General features: G+C 39.4%; 16 protein-coding genes and 1 pseudogene. 1 reads left to right on the forward strand and 16 read right to left on the reverse strand.

From position 1 onward, the window contains the following. Nucleotides 1-41 precede the first annotated feature (41 nt). The 3 genes and pseudogenes from BrL25_RS23565 to BrL25_RS23575 form a co-directional block, all read right to left on the reverse strand. A pseudogene (locus tag BrL25_RS23565) lies at nucleotides 42-287 on the reverse strand (GNAT family N-acetyltransferase); the annotation flags it as partial. 70 nt (nucleotides 288-357) lie between these two features. Further along, nucleotides 358-648 (reverse strand): hypothetical protein, encoded by a 291-nt coding sequence (locus BrL25_RS23570; protein ID WP_018670751.1) that lies wholly within the window; start codon nucleotides 646-648, stop codon nucleotides 358-360. Between the two features lie 250 nt (nucleotides 649-898). Then, the gene (locus BrL25_RS23575; RefSeq protein ID WP_018670750.1) at nucleotides 899-4189 is read right to left on the reverse strand and encodes a DEAD/DEAH box helicase; all 3291 of its coding nucleotides are present in this window, start codon (nucleotides 4187-4189) and stop codon (nucleotides 899-901) included. A gap of 233 nt (nucleotides 4190-4422) precedes the next feature. Here BrL25_RS23575 and BrL25_RS23580 point away from each other — a divergent pair, with 233 nt between their 5' ends. Then, the gene (locus BrL25_RS23580; protein WP_018670749.1) at nucleotides 4423-5235 is read left to right on the forward strand and encodes a MurR/RpiR family transcriptional regulator; all 813 of its coding nucleotides are present in this window, start codon (nucleotides 4423-4425) and stop codon (nucleotides 5233-5235) included. A 102-nt stretch (nucleotides 5236-5337) separates the two neighbouring features. Here the strand turns inward: BrL25_RS23580 and BrL25_RS23585 are convergent, their stop codons facing one another. The 13 genes from BrL25_RS23585 to BrL25_RS23650 form a co-directional block, all read right to left on the reverse strand. Then, on the reverse strand, nucleotides 5338-6027 hold the full coding sequence (locus BrL25_RS23585) for an N-acetylmannosamine-6-phosphate 2-epimerase (protein ID WP_197235430.1): 690 nt from the start codon (nucleotides 6025-6027) through the stop codon (nucleotides 5338-5340). Between the two features lie 29 nt (nucleotides 6028-6056). Further along, nucleotides 6057-7598, reverse strand: a complete 1542-nt coding sequence (locus BrL25_RS23590) for a PTS transporter subunit EIIC (RefSeq protein WP_018670747.1) — start codon at nucleotides 7596-7598, stop codon at nucleotides 6057-6059. A gap of 619 nt (nucleotides 7599-8217) precedes the next feature. Next, nucleotides 8218-8961, reverse strand: coding sequence for a 2,3-diphosphoglycerate-dependent phosphoglycerate mutase (gene gpmA, locus BrL25_RS23600; RefSeq protein ID WP_018670745.1), 744 nt, complete (start codon nucleotides 8959-8961; stop codon nucleotides 8218-8220). Nucleotides 8962-9233: 272 nt separating this feature from the next. After that, nucleotides 9234-9638, reverse strand: coding sequence for a nuclear transport factor 2 family protein (locus BrL25_RS23605; RefSeq protein WP_018670744.1), 405 nt, complete (start codon nucleotides 9636-9638; stop codon nucleotides 9234-9236). A 46-nt stretch (nucleotides 9639-9684) separates the two neighbouring features. Next, nucleotides 9685-10335, reverse strand: a complete 651-nt coding sequence (locus BrL25_RS23610) for a DsbA family oxidoreductase (protein WP_018670743.1) — start codon at nucleotides 10333-10335, stop codon at nucleotides 9685-9687. Nucleotides 10336-10643: 308 nt separating this feature from the next. After that, a complete protein-coding gene (locus tag BrL25_RS23615; RefSeq protein WP_018670742.1) occupies nucleotides 10644-12227 on the reverse strand; it encodes an acyl-CoA synthetase in 1584 nt (527 codons plus the stop codon). Between the two features lie 153 nt (nucleotides 12228-12380). Next, the gene (locus tag BrL25_RS23620; RefSeq protein WP_018670741.1) at nucleotides 12381-12896 is read right to left on the reverse strand and encodes a hemerythrin domain-containing protein; all 516 of its coding nucleotides are present in this window, start codon (nucleotides 12894-12896) and stop codon (nucleotides 12381-12383) included. A 140-nt stretch (nucleotides 12897-13036) separates the two neighbouring features. Beyond that, entirely contained in the window at nucleotides 13037-13633 is a 597-nt protein-coding gene (locus tag BrL25_RS23625) for a hypothetical protein (RefSeq protein ID WP_018670740.1), read from the reverse strand. Between the two features lie 81 nt (nucleotides 13634-13714). After that, nucleotides 13715-14836, reverse strand: a complete 1122-nt coding sequence (locus BrL25_RS23630) for a Ger(x)C family spore germination protein (RefSeq protein WP_018670739.1) — start codon at nucleotides 14834-14836, stop codon at nucleotides 13715-13717. After that, nucleotides 14833-15936 (reverse strand): GerAB/ArcD/ProY family transporter, encoded by a 1104-nt coding sequence (locus BrL25_RS23635; protein ID WP_018670738.1) that lies wholly within the window; start codon nucleotides 15934-15936, stop codon nucleotides 14833-14835. The genes BrL25_RS23630 and BrL25_RS23635 overlap by 4 nt, the downstream gene beginning before the upstream one ends. Nucleotides 15937-15942: 6 nt before the next feature. Next, nucleotides 15943-17472, reverse strand: a complete 1530-nt coding sequence (locus BrL25_RS23640) for a spore germination protein (RefSeq protein WP_018670737.1) — start codon at nucleotides 17470-17472, stop codon at nucleotides 15943-15945. Nucleotides 17473-17676: 204 nt separating this feature from the next. Next, entirely contained in the window at nucleotides 17677-21633 is a 3957-nt protein-coding gene (locus BrL25_RS23645; RefSeq protein WP_018670736.1) for a non-ribosomal peptide synthetase, read from the reverse strand. A 56-nt stretch (nucleotides 21634-21689) separates the two neighbouring features. Next, on the reverse strand, nucleotides 21690-23297 hold the full coding sequence (locus tag BrL25_RS23650) for a serine hydrolase domain-containing protein (RefSeq protein WP_018670735.1): 1608 nt from the start codon (nucleotides 23295-23297) through the stop codon (nucleotides 21690-21692). Between the last annotated feature and the right edge of the window lie 19 nt (nucleotides 23298-23316).

Genomic DNA, 23316 nt, shown 5'->3' on the forward strand with positions numbered 1-23316 from the left:
GATATGCTTTCTACTAATGGTGATATGGTAGATGCAGTTGCTTAGAATTCATACTGCAATACTGGTAGCATTCGATCTTTAAACACAGTAGAAGGTATTTCTCCTATCTGCTTAGCCCCCATTTTTAGATAAAATCCTTTTGCATGAGGGTTACTATCAATAGTAAACTTGACTATCCCTAATTCAACTGCTTTTTCTTTTACAAAACTCCACAAAATGCTACCGTATCCCTGTCCCTTATAGTTCGGATGCATGTAAAGAAAAGCGAGGCTATCAGTCTCTTTCCTCACAAGCATCATCACTCATTCACTCTCTGCTCTATTATGTAAGCTTCACTCGCATTGAAAAAATTAATGATCAGCTTAATAGTTTCTTCCACAGTTCATCATAGTCGCCATTTACTCTCAAACTTTTGAGCTCTTCATCAGTGTTCGCTATTGGAATATCTCGTTTTGAAGCTATTAATCCTACATGGTTTTTACAATACGTTGATCTAGCTATGATCTGAATGGTTTTGTTTTCTCGATTAGGAATCGCACACTGAATGTAAGAGGCATTTCCTTCACATTGAATACATGTTATGTTGGTTGGTATTATATGCATGGGTTTTAATAGTTCAACGTTTACGTATGCTTTCTTATTTGGCATTTGATTCCTCCGTTATTTCATTATGATTTTTTCACTCTTGTATAATCTTACATTCATTCTGTCTACCATCCGTTTTTAGCTATTTATAATAGTCGAACTGTATGAGCATGCAACATTTGGAATTTATATAATCTTATAGTACTATTCTTTATTTGTAAAATAGGTGTTCCCAATGATACGGAGTGTTTCTAGAAGTCCGTATCATTGAGAGTTGTTTAAAACACCAAGAGACTTCAGACAGGGTTATTTATCAGATCATCAAAATCTCCCGGATTTCCTGCTCTGTTAAAGTAGACAAAGCTTCATGACCTGGCTGAATTACTTCCTCAATTAAATTTTTCTTTTTCTGCTGGAGCTCATACATTTTCTCTTCTACGGTGCTTTGTGTGACGAGGCGAACAACTTGTACTACGTTTTTCTGTCCTATGCGGTGTGCACGATCAGCTGCTTGCTGCTCTACAGCCGGGTTCCACCACAGATCATACAGAATAACCGTGTCTGCTCCGGTCAGGTTCAAGCCAGTACCACCAGCTTTTAAGGAAAGCAGAAATAAGTCGCGCTCACCTTCATTAAACCTGCTGCACAGCTCAACCCGCTCGGCAGTCGGTGTGTTTCCGTCCAAATAAAAGTATGGTACTCCAAGATAACCTAGCTCTCGCCCAATAAATCCAAGCATCTGGGTAAATTGTGAGAACACTAGTAGCCTCTTCCCTGCGCTTAAGCACTCCTGAACAATCTCTAGCAATTGTTCAAACTTGGCGGAACTTCCTGAATAGCCCTCGACAAACAAACCAGGGTGACAGCATAGCTGGCGAAGTCGGGTCAAACCAGCAAGAATTTTTATCTTGTTTTTTTGAAATCCATCCTCATCCAAATGTTTTAATGTCTCCTGCTGTAATTTTGCCAGATAGGCCACGTACAGCTTTTTCTGATCAGGTAGAAGCGTGGACGCCTGTATTGATTCGATCTTTTCGGGTAATTCTTTCAGTACATCGGTTTTCAAACGACGTAATAAAAAGGGTCGAATCCTCTTAGCTAGCATTTCTTGTGTTGCATTATGAAACGCCTTCCGATTCTGAAACAGTTCGGGGAATACTGCGTCAAAGATCGACCACAATTCCTCCAGTTTGTTTTCCACAGGTGTTCCAGTAAGAGCAAAGCGATATTTGGCTTGGATCTCCTTTACCGCTTGTGCTGTCTGAGTTATATAATTTTTAAAAGCCTGGGCCTCATCCAGAATAAGAGTATAAAACATCGGGACAACATACAAATCTATATCCCTACGCAGTAGTGGGTAAGAGGTAATAATAACATCTACTTTAGATGCGTCTCGTATGATGCTACTACGCTCCATTCTGCTACCATCAGCGATAACCGTCCGAATTTCGGGCGCAAATCTTTTCAGCTCATTTCGCCAGTTGTACACCAAAGAAGCTGGGCAGACGATTAACGCTGGCATTTCCTGCTCTCGGATATCTGGTAGTACGGAGGCGATAAATGCGATACTTTGCAATGTTTTTCCAAGTCCCATATCATCTGCCAGAATTCCACCGAAATGATAGTGAGCTAGCGTCTTCATCCATTGAAATCCATACACCTGATAATCTCGAAGTACGTGAGCCAGACTATCTGGTACTGGGAAATCCAGATTGTCAGGATTTCGGATATTTTCTATAAGCCGTCGAAATGATTTACCCAGCTTGACGTTCTTTCCTCTTTCCTGTGAATCGATCAAATGAAGTCCCCGGACTAATGGAAGGCGTAAATTCGCTTCCTTCCATTCTTCCATTCGTATCCCTATTTCATCCATAAAGTTAGAGATTTCCTGGAACTCCACACTCTCCAGCGGTAATAATGCTCCGTTAGGTAATCGATAATATTTCCGTTTCTCTTCAAGCGATTTTAATAGCTTTCGGACGTCTGAGTCGGGAATTCCAGCCATGTCAAAATTAAATTCAAGCCATTGCATTCGGTCATCTACATCTACGCTTACCTTAGGCGGGGTATGCCCCGTATGAAGTCTTACTTTTACTGCCGTAGTCGCATATACCTTTAAAAGCTTCTCTAACTGTGGAACGACATGGTATAAAAATTCATATTCTGCCTCTTCATCATCCATAAAATATCCTGCTTCCGTCATCACAAAAGAACTTTTTTCCATCAGTTCAAGAATTCGTCGTTCCTGATCACCATCCCTCATGAGAATCGGGTCAGTGTCTTTCTTCCGGCTTGTGCCCTCCAAAGGGTTGATGACAATATCCCCGTATTGAAACTCAAGGCCCGCTAGTAGTCGATCTCTTACACGATCTAAATATAGCCTTGCCCGCAAAGGTGTTTGCACAATTCGCTCAGAAACAGCTTGGGCGATATGGACACTTCCTAGCTTTATCAGACCGGGTATCACCTTTTCCATAAAAGGTTCCATTTGCTCTTTTTTTATCTGGACTTGATTCTGGTGAGATGTTTCGAGCAAATTTTTTAGCTCAATGAGCCGTTTGCATTGTTCATGCTGTAGTTTTATAAGTTTTCCTTCTGAGAGAACTACACCATATGATTCCATTACTGTGAGCTTATCTAATCCCTGAATATCCAACTGATAGCCTTCAGACTGCGCTTGATCGAATTCAAATTGTAGGGGTAATGGCTCATCGGATAAATGGATACCATCGAATAGGCGCTCTCCCTGTCCGAGCTTCACCAATGGAGCTTTCGTTAGCAGGGCTAGAAGTGGCTCCCATGAAAAGGGGGGGATTAGAAGCATGCGATCACCGCTCTTACTATTGGCATGGACAAAATTATTCCATGTATCTCGATACATCTTCTCGTTCTGACTAATTTGGATTAATTGCCGGAGCACTTCATCATTTTCTTTTTGAAAGCTATGATGCTCGGGATCATAAGCAAAATGTTTAGAGAAAAGAACCCCTTCTCGCCGATCCATTCGACCAAGAAATTCTCTTATATTCTTAACAATATATAGTCGCTTTGGACCTAATTTAAGCTCAAGGCCAAACATGTACTTGCCATAACCATAATGGAAGGGTCTACAAATAAACTCTACATCAAGTACATCCCTTGTATCTAAGAAAGCTCGCGTACTGCTTGGACGCAACGATTTGTGGCTGAACATCTTCAGCATATGATTTGCCATTTGATTTTGATCGGGAAACGGAGCAGGCCTATCCGTAGAGCCAGCAAATTTTGCCCTATCATGTACCTGAGTATTAACGGAACGGGGAACTGCACTACTATCCTGATCACTATCTCGTATGCTTAACAATACAGCGGCAATATGCTGACAAAATTTGTCGTATGAAGAAAGCTTGGGGCATGTGCATTCTGCATTTACTCCCCCCCTCTGTTCTAATGTAATCGTAACCTGATAACCATTACTGCCATTTACCGTTGCTTCATAGCTTTGTTGATTCGGGTCATAATGCGTAATCATCACTTTTCCCGTTTGATAATATACGTCACCTTTATCGTAAGAGATCTGGCCGCACAGGGTTTTAATGATCCTTCGACTCAGTTGAAAGCTCATTGTTTTGATCCTTCCTTTTGCATGTAAATTTGCTCTATCCGGGATTACTTTCGTACTTATGATAGCAGAATCAGGCCCAAATAAGAAAAGGTTCCTAGCAAATCAGTTTCATCGGTTTTCACAAGGTAAATAAAAAGGGTCATCCACTTCTAGGTTATGAATATGTTTTGTCCAATTTTAAATCAAACAGTATAATAAAAGTATTTCATTCATGAGAGGTAGGTGCCCAACTTTTGTCTACAGCAGGAGTCTTCGAACGCATCCAAATTAATTATCACCTGCTTTCTTCAAAGGAAAAAGAAATCGCAGAGTATATCCGTAAGCATAAAGATCTAATGCTAAATATTAATATTAAAGAATTAGCGCAGAAAGTAGAAACCTCCACTTCGACCATCACCCGCTTCTGTAAGAAGATCGGCTGTAATAATTTTGTCGAGTTTAAAATTATGCTGAGTCGTGAGGTCGCTCCTGTGGAACCGAGTGAAAATACGTTTGCTCAAGTAGGAAATACCTATTTGCAGATCATCCAATCTACTATCGAAATGATTGACCCCGCTATTATCAAACGGATCGTTGAATTGATTATGAACTCGCGTGTCATTCATATTTATGGAATCGGTAGTTCAGGCTTAACCTCCTTGGAGATGAAAAACAGATTGGTTCGGTTTGGCTTACTTGTCGATGCGATTATTGATCCTCATATGATGCTTATGGATGCTTCACTTTTAACTAGCAATGATTTGGTCATTTGTCTATCAAACACGGGGTTGACACGTGAAGTCATTGATGCTGCAAGAGAGGCAAAGTCACATGAAGCGACCGTAATTAGCATCACAAATTATAATCACACGCCCCTCACCGATACATCCGATATAGTCCTGTTCACATCGAATCTACGACGAAGTGATGAATTGCAATTCGTGCAAAGCCAGCTTGCGTTCTATTTCATCATTGATGTCATTTCTATGCTGTTAGCCGAGGATACTCATTTATTGGCTAAAAGACAAGAAACCTTGCGAGTGCTTTATCAGCATAAACAAGGTTAATCTTGGCACAAAAAAGAAGGCTTCCCTATCAATCGGCGAAGCCTTCTTTTTTCATTCACCTTTTTTCTCCCTTACTGCTAGAGAGAATCAATGAGTAAATACCTATTCTTTTGCTTTCGAAATTTGATCAACAAAGCGTTTTGTAATCTGCTGTGGTCGCGTAATCGCTCCTCCTACAACGACAGCATAAACCCCTAATTCCAAACAACGCTTTGCCATATCAGGAGTTAAAATATTTCCTTCCGCAATCATTGGCACAGAAATACACGTGAGCATTTCTTTCAGAAGGGCAAAATCGTTATCGTACAGCCTATGCCCGATACTCTGAGGTGTGTAACCAACAAGCGTAGTAGAAACGAAATCGAAGCCAAGCTCCTCTGCTTTTTTCGCTTCTTGCAAGGTAGCAATGTCCGCCATTAGCAATTGGTGAGGATATTTCTCTTTTACCTCCTGAACAAATTGTTCTAGTGTTTTCCCAATTGGTCGAATTCGATCAGTCGCATCTAACGCAATAATTTCGCAACCTATCTCGATTAGCTCATCTATTTCTTTCATGGTTGGAGTAATATAGATTTCTGAATCGGGGTAATCTCGTTTGACGATTCCCATAATTGGTAGGTTGACCTGCTTTTTAATTTCTGCAATATCTTCCTTCGTATTGGCCCGAATACCAACAGCACCGCCTTCTTCAGCCGCTCGTGCCATTCTCCCCATAATAAACGCACTGTGTAAGGGTTCATCAGGCAAGGCTTGACATGATACTACCAGACCATGTTTCATTTGTGATTTTATTGCTTCGTTTGTCATCTCATTCACGGTACCTACACTCCCAATGTCTCTTCAATTTCATTTTTGATGATAGTCACGTGTGGTCCATAAATAACCTGAACTCCATTTCCTTTCATAATGACACCTTTTGCCCCCGTCTTCTTCAGTTCTTCTTCAGACACCTTTTCGCCGTCAAAAACAGTCATACGTAGGCGAGTCGCGCAACAATCCACGTCTTTGATATTTTCGCTGCCACCTAAGGCTTCAATAATACTTGCTGCGCGATTCGTTTGGGTTACATCCGTTTCAGTCCCGGTTGAAGCCTGATCATTTTCACGTCCCGGAGTTTTAATATTAAATTTCTTAATCGCAAAACGGAAAGTGAAGTAGTATAGGAAGAACCAGAAAACACCAATTACCGGCACATATAACCAGTTGGTTTTCGCAGTTCCTTGAAGAATCCCAAACAGAACAAAATCAATAAATCCACCAGAGAAGGTTTGACCAATCGTAATTTGGAATACATGAGCCATCATAAACGCTAAACCGTCAAAGAATGCATGTACAGCATATAGAACAGGTGCGATGAACAAGAAAGAAAATTCAATCGGCTCCGTAATTCCTGTCAAAAAGCATGTTAGACCAGCCGAAAGCAATAGACCTGCAACTTTTTTGCGATTCTCCGGCTTTACACATTGATACATGGCAAGTACTGCTCCTAATAATCCAAACATCATGGTAATAAAGCGCCCCGACATAAAACGTGCTGTTCCAATATAAAATTGCGTTGTGTTCGGATCAGCCAATTGTGCAAAGAAAATTTTCTGTGTTCCTTCTACTAATGTTCCGTTAACAACTAACGAACCGCCAAGGCCAGTCGTCCAAAATGGCATGTAGAAAATATGATGCAAGCCAAAAGGCCCTAGTAGCCGAAGAATAAATCCGTAGAAGAATGTACCAATATACCCAGTTGATTCAACTAAGCCACCCAGTTTAAAAATCCCTGCCTGAATGGGTGGCCATACAAGAAACATAGCTACTCCCAGCAAAATAGAGGCAAATGAAGTGATGATGGGAATAAAACGTGAACCACCAAAGAATCCTAAAAATTGGGGTAGCTCAATCTTGTTGTAACGGTTATGCAGGAGAGCTGTTAGAACACCCACAACAGCACCACCGAAAACCCCTGTTTCTAATGTTTGAATACCAAGCGTCATTCCTTGACCAACGGCTGCTAAATTCTCAGCTGCCAGTTTGCTCGTAATAATAAGCATCGCGTTGATTGTAGCGTTCATAACCAAATAACCCAATACAGCCGCAAGTCCAGCAGTTCCTTTATCAGAACGTGCCAAACCTACTGCAATCCCAACCGCGAAGATGATAGCTAGGTTAGCAAACACGATGGAACCTGCTGAGCTCATAATGGTGAAAATAGCTTGTAACCAAGGTACATCTAAAAATGGATACGCTACCAAAGTATTGGGATTCGATAACGCTCCCCCGATACCAAGTAATAAACCCGCTGCAGGAAGAACAGCGATAGGTAGCATGAATGATTTCCCAAAGCGCTGTGCTTGTTCAAAGAATACGCTCATTTTCTTCTCCCCAGTTCTATTATGAAAATTATTTTCGTTTTAATTTTAAATTAAGGTAATAATTTTCGTCAAGGTATTTTTGTAATCGTTCTCATGATCTCCAAATCCTACGCTCTTTCTTACATACAATGACAAATAAAACCAGTACACTCCTGTAGTTACAGCAATGCACTGGTTTTACTTTCTTCTTTCTATCCGGTTTACCTTTATTCTACAAAGGGGCTGGGACTAGTCTATAATTTGAATGTCTTCTATATTTCCATAAATGGACCACCATGGAGAGGCTTTATCTAATAATTCATTTAAATGATCGATATTATACTTCCCTTTGGTTTGTAGCCACTGACGTAGCCCCTCTTCTTCTCCTTCCCCATAAGCAGCAACACCGTCAAACCATGTAGCTCGTCCACAAAGTACACCGCAAAATGCAGACTCAGCTTCAATGGCGAACTCAATTGTTTTACGGAATAATTCCGATGTAACACCTGCACTTAATTACTCCTTTATCATTCGATAACCTTTGTAATCCCTCAAATTTTCCGCGTTGCATCTTCATCTTACTTTTCACTCCCTACAATTCATTATTGAAACGTAAGCATTACAAGCCAAACAAGACTTTTTATTTATTCATATCAATATGCTTAGCGATTTCGCCTTCAGGAACCTTGCCGTCCATACATAAATAGTAATGACGAATTGGTTTTAATTGATCATCCAATTCATATACAAGCGGTATACCAGTTGGAATGTTTAAGCTTACAATACCGTCTGCTGAAATTTGATCTAGATATTTGATTAGCGCCCGTAAGGTATTACCATGAGCAGAGATAATAACCTTTTGTCCTTTTTTCAACGTGGGAACAATTTCAGTATTCCAATACGCTAACACTCGTTTTTCGGTATCCTCTAGATTTTCGGTATGAGGAAATTCCCCTTCCTTTAACCCTTTATATTTTGGATGAGAGGCCTCAAAGCGTTTATCATCTTTTGTTAGGGCAGGTGGTCGTACATCGGTTGATCTTCTCCATATCTGAACCTGCTCTGCTCCATATTTTTCACTCGTTTCCGCCTTATTTAAACCTTGAAGGGCTCCGTAGTGACGTTCGTTTAATTGCCATGTTTTATAAACAGGTATCCACATGAGGTCCATTTCATGTAAAGCAATCCATAAGGTACGAATTGCTCTTTTTAAAACAGAGGTATATCCTACATCAAACACATACCCATTTTTCTTCAGAATCATTCCTGCTTCTCTTGCTTCTTGAAGTCCATTCGTTGACAAATCCACATCTGTCCACCCTGTAAACCTATTTTCAAGATTCCATAGGCTTTGTCCATGCCGAATAAGTACTAGTTTAATCATAACGGATTCCCCTTCCTTCGAAAAAAGGTCCTTTATCAACTGATCAGCCTGTCGTGTCTACATGAACGATTTTTTGCTTACCTTCAAGTCATGTTATTTAGTATGTAGTATAGCATTAATTTGGTATTTTATTTCCGATAAGAAAGGTACGAAAACGATATAAAAAGAATAGAAAAAGGCAACTAGAACGTGGTAATCATTCGTTCCTACTTGCCCCAAATATTCTGCCTATTACTAACGGCTATCTTTTATTTATTTTAACTGATTTTTAATTAAAATGTCATAGCCTGTTGAACCACATGACTATCAACGTATTGTTTAAATTTAACAATTTTACCAGAACAAAGGTGATAAATGTGTACAAAATCGGCTTGAAATGCTTTCCCTGTTTTTTTATAGGTTCCGGAATAAACCCCTTCAACGATAATGATATCTTTCTCGTTCACTTCATGATAAGAATGCACACTTGCTTTATAATCTTCCCATTCAGTTGCCAAACGGCTAAATACATTCTGCATGACAGCTTCTACACCAATGTATGTTCCGCCATATGGAAAACCTACGGCTTCAGTCCATTCTACGAAATTCGAAAGTGCTGCAAGTAAATGCTGAGCATTTGAAGAAGATGGACCTTCGTATGTGCTGCGAATTATTTCTAAATTGGTTGGTTGACCCATTATTTGTATCCTCCAGATTTAGATAAGGAAGTCCGATGTCTTTCTATTAGCATTCTCCATCCAAAGAGCATTGCAATCCATCAAATTCGGTTGTCTTATTTTTACCTAGTTCCTTATCAATAATTTTTGCTAAGGTTTCTTTGCTAGCTAACCCCTGAACCACTTCGTCACCAATCACTAACGTTGGGACAGCCATAATTTGCGCCTCTTCATAGGCATGCTTCAGTAGCTCTTGATGCACTTCTTTATATTTTCGTGTTACCAAGGCTTCCTTACATTCATCCATATCAAGTCCAACTTCACCCACTAGTTTTGTCAGCACCTCGATATCTTCAATGTTTTGTTCCTCTTGAAAAAATGCAGTAAACACTCGATGGTGAAACTCATTACCTTTTCCATGTTCCTTCGCGTACTGATAGCCTTCAAACGCCAGGTGTGTATATGGATGCGGAGAAACACGTGGTAAACGCATGTCAACCCCTAGCTTTTTAGCAGTGGGAAGAATAAATGAATCCCAAGAGCTAAGTTTATCAGGTTCCTTCCATGGATCAATTTTTGAATAAGGACTTGGACGTAATTCAAATGGCATCCATTCTATTTCTACATCTTTTTCCTTAACGATCTCATCTAAAGGACCTTTTCCTAAAAAACAAAATGGACATATAAAATCAGAGTAAGCTTTAATTTTTATCGTCATAGATCATTACCCCAGCTTTCCAATTGTCGTAACCACCCTAGTTACAATAAAAAATCCAAGAATATGCATGTTCATCTACTATGAATTTGCAGAATTCCTAAACAGTACGATTATTATTAATGAACATGTAACAATTATAGTTACAACTAAAATGTAAGTCAACCATTTTATAATAACTATTTTAGAATTTGTCATACGTCAAAAAAATATCCTCATTCATCTACTAAACAATCCGATCTCCTTGCTCTAAACCTGTTCCTAATGAAAAAGGAGCCTTCTCTCCTTTCTGAGAAAACCCCTAATCAATGCTACCCATGTAGCTTATCAGTTTCAGCCAACGTCTGATAGCGTATGCGTAGCTCTCTCTTTACAATTTTCCCACTAGGATTACGTGGTAGCTGCTCCGCTAAAACAACGAACTTAGGTACTTTAAAGGAAGAAAGTCCCCTTTTGCAAAATTCGAATAATTCATCCACCACTATTTCTTCCCCTGCTTTGGGTACCACAATAGCCGTAACTGCTTCCATCCAATATGGATGCGGAACACCGATCACTGCCACTTCCGAAACCTTGGGATGCTGGTAAATCCATTCTTCTATTTCCCGACTTGCTACATTTTCTCCTCCTGTTTTAATCATATCCTTTTTACGGTCTACCACTGTTATATAGCCCTCTTCATCCATGAAACCGAGGTCACCACTATGAAACCAGCCCCCTTGAAAAGCACTTCTCGTTTTCTCCTCATCCTTATAATAACCAAGCATGGCGTGGCTACTCCGATGCACAATCTCACCGATGTTGCCAATAGGTACTTCATTACCCAGCTCATCAAAAATTTTCGTTTCTACATGTAACGCAGGTCTTCCAGCCGAGCCTGTTTTACGCAGTTGATCCTGTGGTTTTAAGACGGTTGCTAGTGGAGCTACTTCTGTTTGTCCATAAAAATTATACAACCGACCTTGAGGTAAGCGCATACTAAGCTCTTTGATAATTTCTACAGGCATAATAGCAGCTCCGTAATAGCATTTTTGTAAGGTAGATACATCACGTGTACCAAAATCCTCAGAACGCAATAAAGCTATCCAAATAGTAGGCGGACAAAAAAGCTGGGTTGCCCCAAATTGTTCTATTGTCTTGAGCATCAGTGAAGGCGTAGCTTGTTCCAAAATAATTCCACTACCACCAACATATAAATAGGGACCTAAAAAACAATGGAGTTGAGCGGAGTGGAACAACGGCAAAGCATGAAGTGCAATATCCTGCTCCGTCAGATCACCATCTAAGATTGTACTCACGTATTCGGCTAACAAATTTTTATGAGTTAGCATAACACCTTTTGGCTTGGACTCTGTACCACTCGTATACATAATATGAGCGATGTCATCATCTTCCAAGTCCACATCTGGCTCCTCTGTTGACAGGTGAGCAATTATGCTACGTAGCGGCATCCATTCCTTAATGGGATCGGCAGGGTGTGAAATAATTGCGCGTAGTCGTAGTTTACAGCCAACGATCTCATACGCTTTATCCGCTACAGCTAGGAATTCCGGCGAAACGAAACAAGCCTGAATCTCTGCATGTTCCATAATATATGCAATGTCTTCTACATTCAGCATATAGTTAATCGGAACCATAATAACCCCCGCTTTTGCTAGAGCGAACGTAACGATTACAAAATCAAGTGAGTTACGAGATAACACAGCAGCCCGTTCACCTTTTTGCAAACCCTGAGAGCAAATGTACTGAGCTGTTTGGTTTATTAAAGAATCCAGCTGTTGATAGGTAACTTCTTCGTTTTCAAAGCGAAGAGCCATTTTATTCGGAAAACGACGACTACTTCTTCTGACAATATCCCCTAATGTGTTGCGGCGAGTTCGTTGAATTTCTCTCATTTCCATACCTCCCCACTATTTCTCTTTATTATATATGGGTTCAGTTTGTTTTCAGAATGTTTTGTCACAAAGAAACCTATTGTTTTTCACAAGACATTGACTGTCGCAGAGACTGCCCAGACGTTGAACAGTCTCCTTTCTCTGATCTCCATCCTATTTTTTTCTGTCTGCTTCTGTTAACCGTCTTTCTAGCTCGTCCTTCTGTTCTTCTAAAAGCAGCTGATTTGCCATTGGAAAAAGAACCATCTCTTCTTTCATAAAGTGATCGGATAAAACTACATAGGCTTTTGCTACTGGATCGGCAGTAATTATAGCTGTGTTCTTATCAATACTCAAACCTACTGTGCTCATTTTTTCTTTGAAACGTGCTAAGTGCTGTTTGGCTTCCTTGTGTTCCTCCTCCATGACAGCAATAGGTCCGTTCTCTCCACCCGTTAATGTATACATCATGGGGAATAATAAGACCTCTTCACGATTGGCGTGTTTTTCTAGCATAAGCAAAAAGCTATCTACTTTCTCTTCCAATGAACGCAGAGTTTGAACATAGCTTCTCTCATCTCCTGTTTTCCCCATTGTAACGGCCTGTTCATATAACTCTTCCATTAATTGACGGAGCGGACCATGCTCGTTCTTTAATTGTACAAAAGCAGGTGATAACTCTTTATGCACGGCACTTTCCCTCCTTGTTTTATCTGATTCTAGTATACTTGTTTTTGCTAGAAATAGTGAGAACGTTGTAACCTTTTTACCAAAATAAAATAGGCACCTCCCTTTAGCCTTTCAAGAGATGCCTAAATTCTTTTGGGTCATTACCCCTTACTCTCTTCTGCCTGATGGATGAATTGCTGTTCGACTAATTCCTGATGAAAACGTAAAAAGTGTAAGTAGACACGAACAGCCTCATCAATCCGCTCCATACGACCTTGCAATTGTTGCTGATCACTAAGACCGTAGAAGCGACATTCGTGAACATGCATCACCCATCGGTCAAAATCTCCATTTCCAAACCAAATACGCTGGTGAAAAAATTTTCTCATCATGTATAAAAACGATTCTTGGGAATAGTGATCTTTAAATTTTACTACTTGGTTCTCCCAGTCTTGTCGAACTTCCTCATGAAAAACGCTAAGAAACCATTTCATCGTGCCTTCAACTAAAAGTCCAATATTTGTCCAAGCAAGCAATAAATCCCCAGACTCTGTGCTCTGCCTATTTACCCAACGATGGAGGCTTTTCGAAAGACTAATCTGGCACAATAAGGTATCCGGCGTGACTAAATGAGCAACTGATAGCTTTTTTGATCGAGGAGGAATGCTCCAACTTGCATGAATGCTAGTGTGTCGTTCAATCACTTCATCTACGACTTGTTTTAATGGCATATGCTCAACTTGTTCCCATGACACCATAACACGTTCTCCCCCTCATCTGTTATAATACAGTTATTCTACTAGCTTTTCTCTGTTTTGTATAGCGTAACTATTGCCTTGTTATTCTTGAACTAAACCGTTGAAGATTACCCTAATTTCAGGTTCAATATTAATATTTATAGTTGCAAGTGCACTTCCCCAGTCCATCTCCATCTTTTTCCAATCAGGATAATAGTACGCTCGCATATAATCGCCTAAGCCCATAGGATCTACTTTGTGCTGCTGTATTTTTTTTATTACTCTCTCTGCTTCTTTTTTTACTGATTTTTCCAGAAACTTTTCAATTGATTTCATCGTGTTCTGTTTAGAAAGTAGGTTTATGCTTTCATTTAGATTCGCATCCATTTTTAGTTGGATTGTGTAGTAGAAATGATTATCCTTTTTTACTAGTTGTACCTTGCGAGTCACACGCTCAAAGGTAGCGCTTATGATTTTATTGTCAGCTTTATTTTTGGTTTCTTTAAGCGATAGTGACAAGGAAAACAACCCTCTATGAAAGCGTTGAAGCATATGCATAATTGTAGTCTCCTGTAGTGAAAGAGTAGTCACAACTTTTCCTTGCTGATTCAATAAAGCTGTCCCTTTTATATTCAATTGATTTTTTTCTTTACTGACAATTCCGATATAAGGTGTAATCGTCTTCTCCATAACCGTCCATTGAAAATCGAGTAACGTCGAACGTGAAATCAGGTTACGCACTGCTGTCGAATCAATCAACTGACCAAGGTATATGGGCAGACGTGGCTTGTCTTTTGCTCCAAACATGATAACATCCTTCACTGGCCCATCCACCATTAAAACATTCGCATTGCTAGCACTAGTCACGTCCCGATACAGAACATCTAATAACGGGAATACATCATGTGATTCCAACAATTCTTTTCCAATCAAAACCTGCTGTAATTTAGCAGTTGTTAAAAGTCCAATAGAGCTAGCATCAAAGAAATTACGTGCGTTGCGAATGCTGGATGCTCTGACCTCATGAGCTTCTACTTTTTTAGAAGCATCCTTATTAAATACGGGACTAACGGAATAGTAATACAGATCATTTCCTTTTTTATCCAACCCAAGTGTTAAATTAAACGTCGCATTCTCAATATTGATCCGTTGCGAACACCCACTCATTAACAAAGAGAACAGACTGATCCACATGAAAATTTGAATGTGATATTTTTTCGTCATCTCTCACGCCTCCTCTGTATGACCTTTTGAAACATGACAAGATACAGTAAGAAGATGAGAGGAAACAAATAGCTTACGAAATAGCTGAGTGGCTGTGCCAGCTCTAAAAAATTACGGACCTCAGAAAAACTAGGCGAATAGAAAAAAGAAATGACTACAAGACATCCTAAAAAAATCAGAAAGTGCTTCGATTTCATCTTAGCGTTGCATAGACTCTCTAGGGTGTAGACAGAAAAGTAGCTAAGGGTAATCCAAGAAATCGATTGCATAAACAAATAAAACGACAGAAAAATGACTTCGAAACGCTCTAAAAATGGAAACTCCACCAATTTTAATAATGTAAGAGTAGGCCACATATAATTAGCCACTTGTTCCTGTGAAAAAAAGAGAAAGCAGATGATGGTGACAAACAACAAAACCAGCATAGAAATGGTATTGGCAATAAGGGCAGCTGCTGTTGCTTTTGATTTATCCTTTAAATAAGGATAGAAAAACATGATCATTTCAAAGCCCCAAAAAAAGGTGATAGCAGGCATGACACCTTTTATAACAGGGTCGAGCCCTTCACGCATGATAGGGAGCAGATAAAACGGATTTGCATATTGTAAGGGGAACAACAACAGCAGAGGCATCCACACACTAATCAGAATAGCAAATTGAGCATATCGAGCAATGTTTTTAAAACCATGAGAACACAACATATAAATAGGGATAACAAATAAGCTCATCAGCCAGAGGCTCGAAATTCTCTGTAGAACCCATATCTGTGTTAAAAAAATAGATCCTGCTATTATCGCATAAGTAAAAACGATAAGATGAACCGCTATCAAAAAATACACAATCCATCCGATAATTGGACCACAATATAAGCGTAAAGACTGGCGTAGCGTAAGTTCTGGATTTCTGGCCATCATTTTTGTGATAATAATGCTAGCAATACAAACAATGATCCAACTCAACACAATGGATATCCAACCATCTATTCCTACTTCACGTGCTAAATCTCGCGGGATATACAAAATCCCCAACCCTACCTGATTGCCCACAATTAAAAAAATATATTGATACAGCGTTATTTGATTGTGCTTTACATAATCCATCTACCATCACCTATCTGTTGGATCAGTAGCCTTTTTCTTCTTTTCCTGTATTGGTCTTGCACTATGAGGCCTGGTTGTCAAATATTTTGGGGCTGCAAGTACAATAGCATCTTTCCATTCTTTCATTCGAACCGGCGAAAGTGGCGAACCATACGGCATCCCAATCGAAGTAAGTGTAATGAGGTGGATAAACATGATCATTAAACCCATAATAATCCCTACATAACCAAAGAAGTAAGCAAGCATCATCATGGGGAAACGAAGTAGACGAATGGTAGACGACATATCGTAGTAAGGGATGATAAAGGAAGCGATTGCTGTGATGGATACCACAATCACCATAATATTACTCACGATACCAGCCTGTACCGCAGCCTGCCCGATTACAATACCACCCACAATACTTACCGTTTGGCCAATCGGACCTGGTAAACGAAGGCCTGCTTCCCGAAGCATTTCCAATGACAACTCCATTACTAAAGCCTCTAATACTGGCGGAAACGGCACTTTTTCTCTGGATTCCCCAATGGATAACAGCAGCTTTAACGGAATCACTTCAAAGTGAAATGAAATTGTCGCTACATAAAATGCTGGAAGCACAAGAGAGATCATAAAAGCAATATAACGGAGCACTCGCACAAACGAGGCTAGTAGCCAATTGACATTATAATCATCCTTCGTTTGCAAAAAACCAATCAGGTTCATCGGTGCAATAAGTACACCTGGAGAACGATCCATAATGATTGCTATCCGTCCTTGTAAAATTTGCATCGCAGTTGTGTCAGGCCGTTCTGTAACTAAAAACTGCGGAAATACTGTGAATGTATTCTTCGAGATTAATTGCTGTAATTCCCCGATATTAATAATGACATCTTGACTCAGTGCTTGAATGCGTCGTTCTAATTCCTCGATGACCTCTGGGTTAGCTACATCCCCCAAGTAAGCCATCGTAATATTGACTTTTCCCCGCTCTCCAATTTTCATCTGCCGAAGCTTTAATTCGGGGCTAGGTATGTATCTACGTAACAAACCAAGGTTTTTCGAGGCATTCTCAACAAAGCCATCATGCGCGCCTTTAATCGTTGGCTCAAGGTATGGCTCTTCAATAGACCGATCTGGATATGAAATTGTACTGACCTGATATGCTGTGGCATGGTTATTAAACAACAAGATGCTTTTACCTATGAGCAAGCTATGTTCAATCATCTCAAATGAGTGTGTTGGCTTCATTTCACAGCTTACTAACGAAGACTCCTCAATCTGTGTAAGTGAGATCATGTCCTTTAATATAGGAGAAAGTACATCTTCATAGATCAGCTTTTTATTAGATAGTTCCTCCATATATAAAATGGCGGCTTCTTCCCCTTGATTCCACGAAAAGCGCTGTACTGTAAGATCTGGCATCTGATCAAGCTTGGACAGTATTTGATTTATATTGTCTTCAAGCGATGTCGTAACTCGGTCATTTTGGATTTTGGAATCAGTGTACGTGAGACCTTTTCTCATACTTCGTTCAAAAAAAGGATGTTTGGGCATGCAATCACCTCTACATGTCCTTAGACTGTATGTTAAGTATGCACCACTAGTGGGATATTATGCACATGGCAGAAAATCTTGGATATTATTCTTTTATAAATTGTAGAAAAATATTCCTACAAACTCGATCTACCTCGAAGAAGATAAAAAAAGTGCAGGAGCAGGAGATGATTACCTTGCTACTACACTTTTTTTGACGTTTCTTTAAAAATCGAATTCCTCATCCTCAAAAGCATCTGTTTGAGCTGACGAATTGCGTTCACCTGAGTTAAATTCAAGCTCAAAGCTAGCAATCGTCTTGTCAAAGCGAGATGGGAGTTGCTTCATAATCTGTAAATACGCTTGCCCTAAGATTTCAGCCGTTTCTCGTTTGAACAAGTTACTTGAATAATACAGATCAAATAATAAGCCATCAGGAGTCTCAACGGCAATGATTGATAAATCCATTTTGGAGGTATTATCCGAAAAGTCATAGGCTGTATAAGTTAATTCTTCCGATTCTATCTTTGCTTGGTTCATATTTTGTAGAGTAAACATGGTTTGAAATAGTGGAGTCCGACTCGAATCTCTTGGTATTTTGAGTTTTTCTACTAAAGCATCAAAAGGATAATCCTGGTGATCAAACCCTTGAAGGGTTCGTATCTTTATTTCTGTAAAGAATTCTGCAAATGTTTTCGAAGCTTTAGGATAGTTACGCATTGGTAATGTGTTAATAAACATCCCTACTACTCTTTCCAGATCAGCATGCTGTCTCCCTGCTACAGGAGTACCAACAACGATATCCTCCTGTCCTGTACACTTGAACAACAATATATTATATGCCGCTAACAGAATCATATATAAGGTAGATCCACTATCTTGGACGATTCGATTAAGTTCATCACTCTCAGCCTTAGAAAGCATAAAGGAAATTCTGTCCCCTACGTTTGTACGTATTCGAGGACGTGGATAATCCGTCAACAAGCGAAGAGTTGGAAGTTCACCAGCGAACGTATCCAACCAATACAATTCTTGTTTTTTTACTTGCTCAGAAGCAAACCATTGATTCTGCCAATGTGTAAAATCTTTATATTGTATCGGTAGTGGCAAAAGCTCCTGTCCTTTATATAAGTCGATAACATCTTCGACTAAGATTCCCATAGATATACCATCAGAAATGATATGGTGCATGTCCATGATCAAAAAATAACGATCTGGACCTAGCTCATACAAGCCGACGCGAAACAAAGGGGCCTGTGATAAATGGAATGGTTTTACGAATTCTCTAATTAAATCAATAACCTCATCCTCTTGTATTTTGCGTTGACTCATTTGAAATTTTACCTGTTTATGTACTCGTTGAACCTGCTCTTCCCCTTGCCACTCAAAAGAGGTACGGAGTGCTTCATGACGCTCGATGAGTCGAATAAGAGCTGTCTCAAAACGTTCTGGATTGACTGGTCCTTCAATAATTACGCAGGAAGGAATGTTATAGCTTGTATCCCCTTGATTTAGTTCGTCAACAATCAACATTCGCTTTTGGGCAGCAGAGATTGGGTAATACGGCCTCTCTTCGACTGGTTCCAATGGAATTTGGATAAAGGCAGAGTCACCAGACACTTCAATCAACTGCGCCAATAACTCAATGGTGGGATTATCAAAGATTTGTTTAATTGAAAGACTCACATTGAATTCTTTGTACAGGATAGTTACTAGCATCATTGCCTTAAGGGAATGACCTCCTATCCGGAAAAAATTATCATGTCTCCCGATTTTTTCGAGTTTTAAAATGTTTTTCCAAATTCTTAGCAATTCTTCTTGCAGAGGAGTATTTGCAACTTCATATGAAGTAAATGAAGTAAGGTAATCTTGTAATTGAGTCAGTGCCAACCGATTGATTTTCCCATTTGGAGTAAGTGGAAATTCAGGCAACTGCATAAATTGAGAAGGAATCATATATTCTGGTAAATGACTTTGAGCAAAATTAGAAATTAGATCAAGAGTCACTTCATTCTCTGACACGAAATAAGCAGCCAAATATTTCATCCCGTGTTCGTCTGTTTTATCAAGAACAATAACTTCTCTCATGCCAGGGTATTGTAAAAGCCTTGCTTCTATTTCCCCCAGCTCGATACGAAAACCTCGAATCTTTACTTGATGATCAATCCTCCCAATAAATTCAAGATCGCCATTTTTTAGCCAACGCATCAGATCACCTGTTCTATAGACACGTGGTACGCTTAAATGAGGTGTATCGATAAAACGCTCATTTGTTAGCTCTGGAGCGTTAAAATAACCATTTCCCACCCCTTCTCCACCAATACATAGTTCACCTGGAATCCCCGGTGGAAGCAACTGCAAATATTTATCTAAAATATAAAACTTGGCGTTGTGAATTGGTTTGCCCACAGGAACCGTAGTAATTTGATGTAATTCTTCCTTATTCAAAATATGGTATCCAGAAATATCTGTACACTCTGTTGGGCCATATGTGTTTGAGAGCTCCGCTTTGAAATGGGGCGATTTGATCCAAGACTGTAGATTACCCATGTTGATCGGTTCACCACCAAGACTAATGTGGCGAATACTTCTTAGCTTAACAAAATCATCGTCGATATTTCCATGAACCAAGGGGTAAAAGGCACTAGGAGCGCAATTGATCATTGTTATCTGCTCTTTATCGATCACGGTAGAAATATGACGATAATCATATGGACCCGGAGAATAGATTATCAATCTCCCTCCAACTAGTAACACACTAAACAAATTTTTTTGTGCCAAATCAAAACTGCTAGGTGCAATTAACAGCGCCCGTTCATTTTCTGAAAACGACAATTTGTTGATATGCCAGTATAATAGATTGACAAACGAATGGTGTTTGATCATGGCTCCTTTTGGATTGCCTGTAGAACCTGATGTATAGAGAACATACAGAAGATTTTCAGGTTGATAAAGTAGATTCAAATTTTCAGTACGAACATTTGATTGCGTCAAAATATCTTCGATGATAAAAGTGCGAGCCTGTTTTAGATTGCCGTTGTCTTTATGTTTTTGCTGGGTTAGTATCACAGAAGTTTGAGAATGGATAAGCAAATAGTTAATTCGTTCTTTTGGATAATCCGGGTCCACTTGTAGGTATGTAGCACCTGATTTGATAATACCAAGGATGCCAATTAATAATTCAAGAGAACGTTCCACCATAAAACCGACAATCGTATCTTCATTAACCCCTTGTTCATGTAAGAACCAAGCTACTTGATTCGCCCGATGGTTTAATTCACGATAGGTTAATTGTTTCCCTTCGAATACAACAGCGATCCTATCAGGCGTACGTTCTACCTGGTCTTCGAAAAGCTGGGATACCGACTTATGGCGCGGATAGTCAAAACTACTCGAGTTAAAATCATAAAGTAATTGATGACGTTCAGCTTCACTTAAAAATGAAATCTCCATTAAGCTTCTATCAGGTTCTCTCATCACTTCAGAGAGATAATTCTCTACATGATGAACGATCATTTGCATGCGGTCATAACTATACAAACTAGCATTATATTCAAGAGTGAGTTGTAGATTACCCTTATTCTGAGAAAAGATAAATAGCGAATCAGCTTTTATTTGGCTAACGCTATTTTTCTCGTGGATGTCTTCTAACATAATGCAAGTATTGCACAATGGAAATATACCATCTTCAACCTGCAATCCAGATTTTTTTATTATCTGGTGAAATGGATAGTTTGAATTTTGACTCGCTTCATTGATTTTTTTACTCATTTGCATCAATAAATGTTTAAAAGTCATCTCATTACGTTGTACCTGAATACGCAGCGGTAGTAATTTGTTTACGGTCTTCAATTCTTTCTTTTGTTTAAAAACAGGCATACTAAAAACAATATCCTCTGTTTCGGTATAACGTGAAAGAATATCTGCAAGGACAGTTGCAAGAATAGTCAATATCGCGTATGGAGATTGATTTGCAATCATCCGAATTTTTTCTGTTATCACTTCCGAAAACGAATAAGTGATAACCCCCTTTTGGAATTCATCCAACGATGTACGCAAAAATTCGATAGGAAACGTAGAAAGCACACTAATCCCGTTCATCTGATCTAGCCAGTATACTTCTTCTTTTTCTAATTTTTCATTGGAGAGTATGAGATTTTCTGTAATTTTGCTAGTCGTCATGAATGAAAGCCTCCTAGAGGTGCAAGATAGATTACTCCTATTTTGAATAGAGATAATTACCGATGTAATCGTTCCATTTTCCAAGTGCCATGTAGATAAAAATAGGGAACCTGCCCTTGTTCATCGATGTGAAATTGTACCGATTTAAAAGTATCACTCACGAATAAACCATGTTCAATTGGGATAAGAACATCTGTAATCCCATCCTCTTCCATGATGAGCTTATTATCTTGGTAGGTTACATGATAAACCCAGTCTGGAAATCCGTGATGTGAATAGGTTCCACAACAAGCTTCTAGTGCCTCTTCTGATAGAGACGTCCTACCAGATGGCATTAAGTAACGATGACAACGATTGTTGTTTATCATAAGATACTGCACGCAGCCATCTTCTTCCCTTATCACTCCCATATTCATCACATGGTTACCCTCTTCGTCATAACCCTGTAAGAAATCGCTTGTCTTAATCTGAAGCGTAATTCGTTGGTTATTTAAGATCAGCAGAGACTGATCTTCCTTCGTAATTTCTGCAATCCCCACATTAGTTCCAAAGAAGGTTCCTGCGATACCTAAGCAATCCTCCTCGTTACTACTACCTTTGAATAATTCTTTTGAGGTTTTTACGTGAGCATGCGGCAATTGTAATTGATCAAAAACGAGACGGGTGATCTTGTCATGTTGGAAGGGGCGATTATTAAGGATAATTACAGCACTCCCAGCCTCTGTGTGCATAACAAAATCAGCACTATAGCTACTAATATCGCCAAAATGCCGGGAGATGCGAAGTCCATTTTCTGTTTCTTGCAAGAAAAACCCCAACCCAAATCCACTTTGATACGTGTTATAGAGTGGTGTGTTATATTCGTGCATTTGCTGAATGGATTCAGATTGAAGTAATTGCTTACCCAAGTAGCATCCCTTATTCATATGTAAGAGGGCAAACTTAGCCAAATCTGTGACTGTTGACATTGCAAAAAAAGATGGATAATATGCTGTATTCTCTAAAAAGCGATGCAATACACAAATCTGATCATCATCTATATAATGTGGCAGCGCTAGTGAGTGTGTCATTGCAAACAGCGGATCGTATGTACTACTGTTCATTTTTAGAGGTGAAAAAACCAGTTCTTGCATTAAAGTAGCAAATGTTTTTCCAGTAACCTCTTCTGCTACACAGCCTGCTAGATTGTAATGAAAATTACTATATGTATGAAGCTTTCCTGGTGGTGCCATCAATTTCATTTTTGAAAGCTCCTCAGATACATGTCGACGTAAACCATCTGATTCTCTACTCCCGAGATAGTCTCCCCCGTTGCTGAATCCTGCTGAATGGCTCAATAAAGTACGAAGGGTTAACAGAGCATTGTAGGCTGGATTTTGAAGTGAAAACCAGGGAATGTAATTTATGATTGGAGTATCTAAATCAAGAAGCCCATTCTCTACTAATTTCATGATCAACGTAGACGTAAACAACTTAGAAATCGAACCTATACGAAATAAAGTCTGAGGACTTATAGCTACTCCTGAGTCTTGCACACTAGTAACACCAAATCCATTTGCATATATTAATTCCTTATTATGAATGATGGCGATGGCCAGACCCGGTACACGGGCCTGCTCCATTTCCATCATGATTTGATGCTCAAGCTCTTTTATAAGTAGCATACAAATCTCTCCTTCTTAT

Source organism: Brevibacillus laterosporus DSM 25 (assembly GCF_002706795.1).
Classification (GTDB): domain Bacteria; phylum Bacillota; class Bacilli; order Brevibacillales; family Brevibacillaceae; genus Brevibacillus_B; species Brevibacillus_B laterosporus.